Here is a 12,043-nt window from a genome sequence, read left to right as displayed (position 1 = left end):
TATGTGATTTAATAACAAGATTATGGAAACTGTTAGCAAAACTTCCCTTACCGAACAGACCCGCAAGGGCGCTTGTCTGGCTTTTTTCTCGGCCTATCAGGACATGGACACGGCTCGTATGATTCAACTGGCTACCCCCGATGCAACCGTACACTTCGTGCCAATGGGTGATGACGGAAAGGGTTCATTCTGGGAATTTGGCAAAGGTATCTGGCAACTGCTCATTGACTGCTTCCCCGATTTAGATAACACCGTCGATAGCCTGACTACGCAGGACGATACAGTTGTTGCTAATGTCGCGATTTTTGGCACACAGGCGCAGGATTTTCTGGGTATTACAAACAAAGGACTCCGTTTTAACAGCGATCATGTCTTTATTTTTCGCTTCAATGATGACGACCGCATTACCCATCTCGACATTAGCTGGGACCATGCCGGATTTAGTAAGCAGTTGGGCGCATAGGTGCGCTAGTTAAGATTAAGATGTTGATTTTAAGTGATATTGGGCTAATGGTTAGCTTGCCAGTTACGTGTTGGTAAGCTAACCATTAGCCTGCCTGGATTGCCAGCCAGATGTTCCAGATCCCGAGTACAGCCGTAACGATCACTACGAGTCCCATGGCCAGATTCTGCATCAGGGAGTTGCGGTAGGTATCGCCGAGAAGCGCCCGGTTGTTGACGGCGGCAAACAGGAAGATAGTCACAAACGGAAGCAGGATGCCATTAATGGCCTGCACGGCTATGATGACCGGAATGGGCGTCACATTGAGCAAACCGAATGTCAGACCAGTAGCCATCACGGTAAGCCAGATACCCCGATAGACAGGTGAGTTTTTGCGAATGCCAAGCAGACTTTGTGCTGTTATGGAAGCCGCCAGCGGAGCCGTCAGTGAGGAGGCAAATCCGGCTGCAAATAAGCCAAAGGCAAATAACGATCCTGCCCAGGTGCCAAGCCGGTCGGTCAGTACCTGCGCCATGTGTACGTACGAGAAATCGCTGGGAATGAGCAGTCCCGCCAGTAGTAATACGACCGAAATTATCCCGCCTAAGATGACCGCAACCCAGATGCCAAGCCGCATTTCGCTCAGCGACTGACCCGGAACGATGCTGGAGCCAAAAAAGAGATTATAGGGTACGATGGTCGTGCCAATCAGGCCGTTAATGAGTAGCAACGACCCATCAGGAACGGCGGGTACAATCAGGGCTTTGGTTAATTCGGCGGGCGTAACGGGCGTACCGAAGGCCACATAGACGAAAGCCCCGCCCATGGCAAAGACAATCAGCCCCAGGAAGTTGGCCAATCCTTGCGTTGACCCAATCCAGAGCAGACCCACACAGACTAAACCGACTACTACGGTCAACGCCGGGACGGGTAATTTGGTAAGCAAAGCCAGACCCGATACGGCTCCGAGAATATTGCCAGCCTGATAGGCCGCACAACCCAAAAAAATAGCCAGAAACAAAGCCCACGCGATTCGGCGACCACTCTTTCCTGCATATGTCTGAGTAATGACCTGCCCTAGATCGCTGCCCGTAGCGATGGTGATGCGAGCGGCTGCTTCCTGCAACCAGACCGTGCCAAATGTGGCAAATGTTAAAACCCAGAGGAGTTGTAAGCCGTATGTTGATCCCGCAATTGCACAGGCTGTAACGGAACCTGGACCAATAAAAGCAGCCGAAATAACCGACCAGAATAAGACACTGCCGAGACCGGCACGCAGGGAGAGGGACTTGGGCACTTGCGGGAGTTATGAATGATGAGTGATAAATGATGAATGTAAAAAAAACTCTTTACAATTCGTCATTTATCACTCATCATTCATCATTATGACAGATATTTTCTCAACATCCAGGCCATAGCTTCATGAGCTTCCATCAAACCAGTTAAAAAGTCGGCTGTACCTGCATCATTCAATTCTTCATCACATTTATCGACATCTTCGCGTAATTCGCGCACGATCTGCTCGTGATCTGCAAGTAGATTCTTGAACATGTCCGGCGTTCCTTTGGGCGTACCCGCATCTTCTTTCAGACTGGTGTTATGCAGAAATTCGGCCATAGTTGCCAGCGGCTTGCCGCCTAACTGACGAATACGCTCGGCTACAGCATCGATTTCTTCTTCAATGGCTTTATACTGCTTTTCAAAGAATTTGTGGTATTCCATGAAATTCGGCCCGGCCACGTTCCAGTGATACTTGCGGGTTTTGATATACAATACATGCAGATCGGACAGAAAATCATTCAGTAGGGTGTTGTCCTGTTTGAGGACATCTGCTTCAAGGCCAATATTGGGTTGCATAATAACGTGAGTTTGGTATACTAGTAATTCGTTTGTGGAGTGCTTCGTGCATGCCACTCTACTGAACAACAACCAATCAAACCGTTTGTTTTGTTATTCTATCAACCCGGCAAATACGGTTTTTGCATGCGCTAAATCCTGTTTATGGGCTTCTATTGGCCCCAGTGTATTGGGTGAGCCTTTTTCCAGACATTGCTCCAGAACCAGATTCGGGCGAACGCCTATTACTTTTAATTCAGCGGCCAGACGCCGATAATCAATATCGCCATCGCCGAATGTCTCCTGCCAGATACCGTCTTTCGACTGTCGGATGTGTACTTCACTAATCCGTCTGCCGTATAATTTCACCACATCAAACAACGCTAGTTGCGAATTGCCCGATCCACGATAGACCCAATGGGCATCCAGACACAACGATACATTTTTGGGATCAGAAGCCAGCAGCATATGGTGAAATTCGCGTGCCGCCTGACGATGTTCGGGGGCGTGGGTATGATAGGCGAGGGTAATGCCACGTTTCCGAAGTTCAGCACCCAGCCGGTCGAGGTTTTTGGCTTGCTCGGTCAGTTCGGTATCAGATTTGTCGGCATCGCTTCCCCATTTGAGCGGACTTGGATTCGTTACGAAAATAGATGTTCCGGCGGGTTTCGCAGCATCGGCAATGGCCAGCACCGAATCAATGGATTTCTGCGCTTCGTCCGCTTTATGGAGCGTGCTGTTGACGTATAGCGAGTGCATCGACAACTTGTATTTTTTGAGCAATGGCAGGAGTTTTGTGACGTCCTCTGCCGAATTTACGGCTGGTTCATAAGCTGTCAGCCCCGACTGGGCGAGTTCGGCCAGCGATGCATCGGGATCGGCCATCCAGGTTTTACCCTGACGATTGTAAAATGTCAGCCAGGTATAGGAATTGCAGGCAATGGGAAACGATTTGACTGCGGGTTTGGCCTGAAGTAGTGCATGATCAGGCAACATGACAGCTCCGCTTAATGCAGCCAATGATGTCAGGAAATGGCGACGGGTTGAGGACATAAGTAAATCAAACTAGCGGTCCTATAAGCAGGCCGAACGCTAGTTTCTACCGTTTATCCCTTACGTTCGCTACTTCTGTGTGGGAAATGAACCTGAACGGTTGACCCGCCAACATGCCAACTCAATGGTGACCTGCCGTGGCCGCTTCGAACACGCGGCAGAAGTTTCTACCGCCTACTTTGCCGATTTCTTCTTCAGTGAAGCCCGCTTTCAACAGGGCATCGACAACGGCATAATAAAAACCGACCTGCTGATCCTGCCAGGCTTCGTTCGTGCGTTCACCGATTCGGCCGCGATTTTGACCACCATCCGGACCATTCGGAGCCTTAGGGTCGCGTGGAGGCCCGCCGGGCTGATTGCCGGGATTGCCCCCCGGTTTGGTACCCCCGGCAGATCTGTAAGACGGTGTCATTTTGGTATCGGTGCCAATGCAGACATGGTCGATTCCGATGACCTCAACCAGAGCCCGGACATTCTGGGCAAACTCAAGCGGAGTGTCGGCCAGGTGGGTCCATACGCCAATCACTCCACCGGCATCGGCAACGATTTTTGCCTGCTCTTTGCTGATGAGTCGGGGTCGCATCATTTTGGCCATGAACGGGTTAGCGCCTAACTTAGAGTCGATGCCAGTGTGGGAAATGACAACAGGTTTGGTCGTTACGTTAAGGGCCGCGTTTATTGTTTCATTGCTGGCGTGAGTCAGGTCGACCAGCATGCCCAATCGGTTGCACTCCCTGATGACGTCGGTACCAAACGCGGTCAGACCACCCCATTGGGGCGGCTTTGTGTAAATATCGCCCAGGGGTACCGACGCATCGTTGTCGTGGAGCAGCCCGAGCTGGCGCAAACCCCGGTTGTAGGCCTCCCCAAGCCGCTCCAGACGCCCTTCAAGGAAATGACCACCCTCGACCGATTGAATGACGATCGGCTGACGCCTTTGGTGAGCGGTTTGAATGTCGGTCAGGTTCAGCGCCCGCTTCATGTTGTTGCTTTCCAAAACCTTGTCCATGGCATTTAATCCGCTTATGAATCGGTCGTAGCCCTCTGCGGGTTGGCGAATTTGTTGATAGTCTACGGCGAAGGTCATGCAGATGGCCGATAAGCCCGACTTTTTCATTTCGCCAACGAGATCGAGTTTGGGGCCGGGTAGCTCAACTGCGTTTATAGGGACATCGATATGATTATGCGTGTCGATGCCAATCGTTTTGGCTACGATCGCAGCTACCCGTGGGTCGACCTCATCGAGCGCCCATGCCAACACAGGATTCAGCATCATCGCTGCCCCCGCCCCGGTTATGGTGGTAATAAATTTCCGCCGTGAGTATTCCTGTTTTAAGCTGTTCATAGTTTTCAAGTAAGCAAATGGACGGAAAAATTCAAGAAGTCCTGTTTCGTATCGGGGTCTATGAGCCGGAAGGTTATGCGTTCATCGGGATGTAACAACCCGTGGCTAACTGATCGAAAAAGTAAAACGAGAACCTGGATGTGCCAAAACAGCGGATACCGTACAGAGTTCCGGTAGGAGCAGGATAACTTGCATCAATTTCATGAATAACGATAGTCCAGACGGCTTTTAGTTGTGTGAAGAGAAGTTTAAGCCACGTTCTACGGTAAGCCTGTCGGCGCTAAAAGTAGCCATCAGCCTGGTTGTTTACCTGGTTATGTTTTAAAAGTAGCTGACATTGATTGATTCATATCCATATAAGACGTACGCTTGGAGCCGTACCACGGTTACCAGTGATAAGTAAACAAACCGTGGCACGGCTCCAAGCGAAAATCCTACCATATAAAAGGGCCATTGCTTATTGCTAAAGTATGCCTGCGTTTTATGTGAGCAATAATTTGCCTGATTAGGCCGCAATAGGGCCTCAGTTAGCCTTCGGAGTGTATTCATAAGTAGGAAAAACACTATTGAGAGACACCTCTGAAGCGGGCGCTTAGTTTAACAATTTTGTCTGCCTTCCGGTCACTGTGCAGCGTACCGGCAAAAGTGCCTTCAGTAGTTAGGCCACTATCCGTTAGTTTGGTAATATTGACAGTAATAGGTTCTACCAGCAACGGACCTGCCTCGCAATTGCAACTGCCCCAGTACAGGTTGGAATACTGTGGGTCGTTGCCCAGCTTGTAATAGATCTCATACGTCATGTGTACGGATTCATCGTATCCGTTACCCTGCAAGGTAAAACGGCCAGCACCCTGAAAGTTGGGTATCGACAGATAAACTTCGATGGGTTTGCCGCTTTTATTGGTCGTGCTCAGGCGAACCGAATAGGAAGCCCCTAGGTTGTCGTGGGGAGCCGAGTACTCATACGCTACTGCGACATCGCTGTAGGTAGTGCCATCGACGGTCAGTTCGGCTGCGGGCACAATGCGAAGGCTAGCTATCAGCATAAGCTTGGCTGAACCGGCTGTTTCCAGTTGGAAATACACGGCTTTGATTCGGTTGCTGGCGGCAGGCAGCGTTCGTGGGGCGGTGTACTCAATGTTGAGGGGTGATGTTGCCGGATCGATGATAAGCGAGCCATCCACGTCTGGGTCACTGAACAACTTTCCGTTGACACCCCACTCACGAATGTCTCGCAGGCTGCTGAAACGTACGGGAATCGGCACAATCAAATCGTCGTCGTCATTCTTGGGTTTTCGGAAGCCTTCTTCGGAGTAATTCAGGTGCAGCGTCGTTGTTTCTCCCGGCACCAGTTCGCTTTTGGCGGCCTTTAGTTCATACTGCGTAACCAGGGTCCACCAGCTAAAATGAGGTAGTTTGGCAGTAATTGTTTTCTGCGTCTTATCGATAGTGGCCCAGCGGGTGAGCGTCCAGCTATGATCAGTTTGTTGGTTGGCCAGACCCAAATGTTCGGTGTCGATTCCGGATACCTCCTCATCGGTGAAGTGGTAAGTGAATGTAGCGGGTTTGGCAAACTGCGTACCTTCGGGCATAAAGTGGTAGCTGGTGCCTACCCCTAACGGCAGTGTCGTTTCAACCGGCTCAATCGAGATCTGGGTTTCTTTGGTGAGGGCTCCCGCCGGGATGCTGAGCGTCAGCTTGCCGTCTGAAGTGGTTAGGCTACCGCCTGTAGGGCCGATGGTCTGACTGCTCATCGCGCCAATCGATTTGCCAACGTCAGTAGGCGTGCCGGCCTTGGTGTCAGGTGTCGTATTTCCTGAATCAGGCTTACTGGGAACAACCTCTTCGGTGCCTTTCTTGCAGGAAAAGGTTGTTGCAATCAGGGAAAGACTAACTAGTATGGGCAAAAATAACTTGTTCATTGTATCGTTTGGCCTGGGGTGTTGTTTATGTTGGCCAAAATTGCAGATGTACCAATGCAGGGCCAGTGACGAAGCTGCTAAAACGGAAAAAGCCGCTACTGAAGCGACTTTTCGGTGGTATGCAGTTAATCGAATACCTACCCATAAGCTACCCATCCCCGGAAGCAGAAGCCCGCGTAGAATAAGCTAACCCCAGAAAAACCTGTATCATATAGCATGGCTTCATCGTGTTCCGGTGACAAAAGAGGGAGTCGTGCACTAATCGCAGCGCTAGCTTTCTGAGCCTTATCTGAGTCGATGCCACTGGTAGTAGCAAAGCCAGCATAACGTGACAACCAGAGCGCCCGTTCAGGCTCGTTTTGCGGAAAACTCAGATGGGCCACCACAAATGGAGCGCCTGGTTTCAGACGGCGACGAACGTCAACCAATGTACGACGGCGTTCTTCGGGGGTTAAAAAGTGCATCGTCAGTAGACAGGTTGCGGCATCAAAGGGGCCCTCAGGCGCCGTCTCAATGTAGCCTTGGTGGAGTTGAACCTGTTTCATAAGGGGACCCAGCGTAGCTCTGGCCAACTCCAGCATTTCCGCTGCTGGATCAACGCCATCAAATTGCCAGCCAGGGTTTGCTTCTGCGAAAACTTTTAGTTCCAATCCGCCACCCGCTCCCAGGACAAGCACACGGGCATTGGCTGGAGCTCGTTCGGCTATTAGTAACGCAGTCATGCGTTGCAGGTCGACAAATCCAGGTACTACCCGTGGTGGGTTTTGGGCGTAACTGGCTACCGCTGCCGGATCGGTATAGGGGTTTGGATTTGCAGACTCAGAACTCCCTTTCTGAGCGTTTTGTGCGTCTGATTCTTCGTTCATACAGTTTACTTGATGGGTTGCTATGACCAATCGTACCGGTCGCCAGCAATGGCATAATTCCGCAGCCGCCTTTAAGTATGTGTTGTAATACTAGTCCAAATTCTGGAATAGCTGGCCACCGACGAACGGAGTAAGCTCCTCATTTGCAGTCGCCAGGTCAATGGTATTGTCCTCAATGCCGTTCGAAATAAGCCTGTTCATCGTATTTTGCGGTGGTGAGAAGAGAAATATAACTTTTATTTTTCTTCATCTTTGTTCAATACGTATAGGACGTTCGCTCAGAGCCGTGCCACGGTTTGTTTGCATATCAGTAGTAACCGTGGCACGGCTCTGAGCGAACGTCCTAACATAGAAATCGGACAATGCCGTCGCTGGCCCTGTTCTTTTATAGACTACCCAGGTTTTTCTGAAATTACTAGTTTCCTGCCAATGAACCGAAGAGATTTTCTTGCCCTGGCCGCCAGCGCTTCCGCTGGGCTCCCCTCGCTGCGCTGGCAGGATGATACCACCATCCCCATTATCGACACGCATATTCACTTGTTCGACACAACTCGCTCTCAGGGTGTGCCCTGGCCGACTCCCAAAGATGGTGTTCTTTACCAGCCAGCACTTCCCGAACGTTATCGCAGGATCGCGGTGCCCCTCGGAATTGTGGGCGCGATTGTCGTGGAAGCCAGTCCCTGGCTTGAAGATAACCAGTGGGTCCTCGATGTCGCTGCCAAGGACAAAATCATTGTCGGAACCGTAGGCAATCTCGAGCCGGGCAAGCCGGACTTCCGCCAACAGCTCGAACGCTTTCAACGTAATCCATTGTTTCGCGGTATTCGTTACGGAAACCTCTGGAATAGTGATCTCGCTCGCCAACTGCCGAATCCTAAGGTTGTATCGGACCTTAAATTTTTAGCCCAGACTGGACTCGTGTTGGATACGGCGAACCCGAATCCGGCCCTGCTGGATGCCATCGTGCGGGTTACGGATCAAGTACCTGAGTTGAGGGTAATCATTGATCATCTTCCCCAAATGACAACTCCGGTAGAAGCAGCGGTACGGAAGGTCTATGATGCCAACCTACAGGAGTTGGGCAAGCGGCCTCAAGTTTATGTGAAGATCTCAGAGGTTCTACGCCGGGTAGACGGAAAAATTCCGCAGGCGCTCAGTTTCTACCGTGGGCGACTGGATGAGTTATTCGGCATCTTCGGTGAAGATCGGCTATTCTATGGTAGCGATTGGCCAAATAGCGATCAGTGGTTGCCTTTTGAGGCTGGGTTGAATCTGGTGAGCGAATACTTCTCTGCAAAAGGTCGAACCGTAGCTGAAAAGTACTTCTGGAAGAATTCGGCCGCTGCTTACCACTGGCTGAAGCGCAACCCTTCACAGCCCGGATAAAGACTAGCCATTCTGCGACCTCCGCAGGACTGGCTTTTGTAAATAAGGCTTTGGCTTCGAGGTTTAGAGGTGTGCCACGGTTTTTTGTGCATCAGTAGTAACCGTGGCACACCTCTAAACCTCGAAGCCAAAGCCTTAGTATTGGCCCATTTTATTTATTTCTCTGACTCGTTACGCTAACGTAGCATCCACGCTGATCGTGGTATTAAATAGTTTTGAAATGGGACAGTTGTGTTCAGCATGATCGACCAGTTCATCAAACTTAGCTTTGTCTAAGCCCGGTACACTAGCCGTAAGGGTTAACTTAGAGCTGGTAATACCACTGTCTTCGAGAGTAATGGCACACGAAACGTCGATCGAATCGGCGACAAAACCTGCCAGTTGAATGTTAAACGCCAATTGCATGGTAAAACAGCCTGCATGAGCCGCAGCTACTAACTCTTCAGGATTGGTGCCTACACCATCGGCAAACCGCGTATTATACGAATACTGTGTCTGATTCAGAACTGTGCTGGCAGTTGATAGTGTTCCTTTACCATCTTTACCGGTTCCGGCCCAGTGCGCGGATGCATTACGGACAATTTTCATGTGTGTTTGATCTAGATTTGTTTGTGATTTGTTTTTTGACGGATCAAAGGTAAACGACGGCGTACTCCATATTTTTCACCTATGTTAAAAAGCGTCCGCAATTACCCAAAAAATGATAAGCCTAAGGAACGCTGTGAATACCAGATAAGCTAATTTTTGACAATGACTCCTAATAAAATAGTTTCGCCTAAACAGGCTAATTTACACCAACACTTACTGCAATTTGCCGAGCTTTCTGAAGCCGATTGTCAACTGGCCGATGACTTCTGGTATTTTAGAGCCATTGCCAAACATGATTCCTTCAATTTTCAGAATTCGGTCTGTCGGCAAGTGGGTTTTATCCTGAAAGGCATTTTTCGGGTTTACTACATAGACCCTAAAACGGAGTTGGAGCATAATCTCTACTTTATTACGGAAAATACTTTTCTAACTTCCCTGAAAAGTTTACTAACAAAAACGACATGCCCCTATCTGATTGAAGCCCTTGAAGATGCTGAATTGCTTGTCATTGATTATGACCGGCTACAGCAACTCTATCGTCAATCACACGGCTGGGAGCGATTCGGCCGATTGCTGGCCGAGCAGTATTTCTTGTTCAACCAAACCCGGTCAGAGAGTTTATTGACCCAAACCGCCGAAGATCGCTACCGTGATCTAGTGGAAAATTATCCGGCTATTCTAAATCGGGTATCGCTGGGCCATATTTCATCCTATTTAGGTATAAAAGGGCCGTCTCTCAGCCGAATCCGGTCGCAGGTGGCGCGTAAATAGGCTTCCACACGAGTGCTCATCCGCCTGGCTAGTAGCCTTCGTCGGAAAGCAGGTAGTAGTTTTTATGAAAGATCGACAGGTCTTCGTTTTGAATGGTAACGGTAAGCCATTCAACGTGTGTGTAGGCGTTAAAGGGACTAATATGACTGTCGATTACCTGCTGATTCTGGATAGAAAGCTGCGTCTGAACAAAGGCCAGTACTTCTTCCTTTGAATCGAAACTACCCAGCAGATCGCCCAGATCAAGCGTTGGTTCCTGATCAGGCAGCTCACCCGTCGTGTTAGATATTGGGGATGTAACTATTGCTGGTGAATCAGAGGAGGAGAGGGAATATAATTCTAAGGTCATCCGAATAAAAGGTTTCGTCTCGTTAATTAACTCGTTATGGCCGTTTTTGGTTGATTATTTCTAACAACTTCGCTGTTAATCGTGTAAATCTGCCCGGTTACCAGGAGAACCCCTAAAGACATCCGGCAACTACACCGGAAGTCAAAATGGCCATCGAACAGCCTGACCCATACCAATCAATTTGCAGCGCTGAACCGCTTGATGGTTCCCTGATGGTCGAGCAGGTAGACTTCCCCGGCGGCATCCTCCCCGAAAGCCGAGATAGTGCCTGAATGCTCCGTTAGTAGTTGATTATCGGTCTTTTTGTCGTTTTCGAAGGCCAATGCCCAGACTTTACCGCTGGCGTAATCGGCATACAGGTATTTGCCCTGTAAAGCCGTATGGCGCGAGCCCCTGTAGACCACACCTCCCGTAATTGACGTTCCTTCATCGCGCCCGTAATGATGAACCGGGTCAATCAGGCCGCCAGAGTCGCAATCGTTGCGGGGGTTATAGCACCGGATCGCTTCTTTTAAACGCCAGCCGTAATTGCCACCCTTTGTTATAATATCAATCTCTTCGAACTGATTCTGTCCCACATCCCCGGCCCAGATCCGACCGGTTTGCCGATCAAAACTGAATCGCCAGGGGTTACGAAGCCCATACGCATAAATTTCTTCCCGATAGCCTTCCCGGTTACTGACAAATGGATTGTCGGCCGGGATGCCATAAGTACCTCTAGTCGTCTTGTCGACGTCAATGCGAAGGATTTTGCCCAGCCAGGAAGCCCGGTTCTGAGCGTTTTGATGCTGATCGCCCCAGGCTCCGCCATCACCGGTTGCGATATAGAGGTAACCATCGGGGCCGAACGCAATTTTTCCACCGTTGTGGTTGTCATAAGGCTGATCAAATCGCAGAATAATAGTCTCAGTGGTGGGATTAACTATTTTCAGGTCAGGGGTTGTTGCCTGATACCGGGCGATGACCGATTCCAATGGATTCCGCTTCGTATAGTAAATGTAAAAATAACCGTTCTGGCTAAAGTCGGGATGGAAAGCCAGTCCGAGGAGCCCCATTTCGCCTTCGTCCGACACGTTCTTCGTAACATCCAGGTAAACCGAAGCGGCCTGAACGGTGGGTTTGTTCTCAAATACCCGGATTATGCCTTCCTGTTCCAACACAAAAATCCGGTTGCTGCCGTCCCGTGGGCACGTAAATTCAACCGGGCGATGGAATGTCAGGTTCGGAAACGCATTTTCTAATTTCCAGACCGCAGGCTGTCCTGGCTGCTGTTTTTGCGTCGGGACCGGAAGGTTGATATCCGAAATTAGAGCGGTTAAGCTGCACAAAATCACAAAAACAACCAGGACAACGGTTGTTTTTTGCAAGTTTTTCGGCAAAAGGGGAGCCTGTAAAACCGTTTTTTTCATCTAATTGGATACTCAATCATGAGTGCGGCTACGTTAAATCTGATTTCCTGAAATTGTAGGGTAGAAGCCAGTTAAA

The 12,043-nt window shown here is 49.8% G+C and carries 12 protein-coding genes; 3 read left to right on the top strand and 9 right to left on the bottom strand.

What is annotated here, in order from left to right:
- The first annotated feature begins 22 nt into the window (after nt 1-22).
- Entirely contained in the window at nt 23-463 is a 441-nt protein-coding gene (locus GJR95_RS12245; protein WP_162386138.1) for a nuclear transport factor 2 family protein, read from the top strand.
- An 85-nt stretch (nt 464-548) separates the two neighbouring features.
- On the opposite strand, the gene GJR95_RS12240 is transcribed toward GJR95_RS12245, so the two are convergent.
- The 6 genes from GJR95_RS12240 to GJR95_RS12215 form a co-directional block, all read right to left on the bottom strand.
- The gene (locus GJR95_RS12240; protein ID WP_162386137.1) at nt 549-1,739 is read right to left on the bottom strand and encodes an NRAMP family divalent metal transporter; all 1,191 of its coding nucleotides are present in this window, start codon (nt 1,737-1,739) and stop codon (nt 549-551) included.
- 86 nt (nt 1,740-1,825) lie between these two features.
- Nucleotides 1,826-2,299 carry a Dps family protein gene (locus tag GJR95_RS12235; RefSeq protein ID WP_162386136.1) on the bottom strand — a complete coding sequence of 158 codons (474 nt, stop codon included), beginning with the start codon at nt 2,297-2,299 and terminating at the stop codon, nt 1,826-1,828.
- A gap of 93 nt (nt 2,300-2,392) precedes the next feature.
- On the bottom strand, nt 2,393-3,331 hold the full coding sequence (locus tag GJR95_RS12230) for a sugar phosphate isomerase/epimerase family protein (RefSeq protein WP_162386135.1): 939 nt from the start codon (nt 3,329-3,331) through the stop codon (nt 2,393-2,395).
- A gap of 121 nt (nt 3,332-3,452) precedes the next feature.
- Nucleotides 3,453-4,676: a dipeptidase gene (locus GJR95_RS12225; protein ID WP_162386134.1), complete on the bottom strand. Its 1,224-nt coding sequence runs from the start codon at nt 4,674-4,676 to the stop codon at nt 3,453-3,455.
- A 563-nt stretch (nt 4,677-5,239) separates the two neighbouring features.
- Nucleotides 5,240-6,598, bottom strand: a complete 1,359-nt coding sequence (locus tag GJR95_RS12220; RefSeq protein ID WP_162386133.1) for a hypothetical protein — start codon at nt 6,596-6,598, stop codon at nt 5,240-5,242.
- Between the two features lie 137 nt (nt 6,599-6,735).
- Complete coding sequence (locus GJR95_RS12215) at nt 6,736-7,464, bottom strand: class I SAM-dependent methyltransferase (RefSeq protein ID WP_162386132.1); 729 nt, start codon at nt 7,462-7,464, stop codon at nt 6,736-6,738.
- A 429-nt stretch (nt 7,465-7,893) separates the two neighbouring features.
- Here GJR95_RS12215 and GJR95_RS12210 point away from each other — a divergent pair, with 429 nt between their 5' ends.
- Nucleotides 7,894-8,850 (top strand): amidohydrolase family protein, encoded by a 957-nt coding sequence (locus GJR95_RS12210; RefSeq protein ID WP_162386131.1) that lies wholly within the window; start codon nt 7,894-7,896, stop codon nt 8,848-8,850.
- 171 nt (nt 8,851-9,021) lie between these two features.
- Here the strand turns inward: GJR95_RS12210 and GJR95_RS12205 are convergent, their stop codons facing one another.
- On the bottom strand, nt 9,022-9,438 hold the full coding sequence (locus tag GJR95_RS12205; protein WP_162386130.1) for an OsmC family protein: 417 nt from the start codon (nt 9,436-9,438) through the stop codon (nt 9,022-9,024).
- A gap of 162 nt (nt 9,439-9,600) precedes the next feature.
- Here GJR95_RS12205 and GJR95_RS12200 point away from each other — a divergent pair, with 162 nt between their 5' ends.
- Complete coding sequence (locus tag GJR95_RS12200; RefSeq protein ID WP_162386129.1) at nt 9,601-10,209, top strand: Crp/Fnr family transcriptional regulator; 609 nt, start codon at nt 9,601-9,603, stop codon at nt 10,207-10,209.
- Between the two features lie 28 nt (nt 10,210-10,237).
- On the opposite strand, the gene GJR95_RS12195 is transcribed toward GJR95_RS12200, so the two are convergent.
- Together GJR95_RS12195 and GJR95_RS12190 are read right to left on the bottom strand one after the other, a co-directional pair.
- The gene (locus GJR95_RS12195) at nt 10,238-10,558 is read right to left on the bottom strand and encodes a hypothetical protein (RefSeq protein ID WP_162386128.1); all 321 of its coding nucleotides are present in this window, start codon (nt 10,556-10,558) and stop codon (nt 10,238-10,240) included.
- A 176-nt stretch (nt 10,559-10,734) separates the two neighbouring features.
- On the bottom strand, nt 10,735-11,967 hold the full coding sequence (locus tag GJR95_RS12190) for a PQQ-dependent sugar dehydrogenase (protein ID WP_162386127.1): 1,233 nt from the start codon (nt 11,965-11,967) through the stop codon (nt 10,735-10,737).
- Nucleotides 11,968-12,043 lie beyond the last annotated feature (76 nt).

It is taken from the genome of Spirosoma endbachense (assembly GCF_010233585.1).
GTDB lineage: Bacteria > Bacteroidota > Bacteroidia > Cytophagales > Spirosomataceae > Spirosoma > Spirosoma endbachense.
This window is presented reverse-complemented; position numbering and strand designations above follow the sequence as displayed.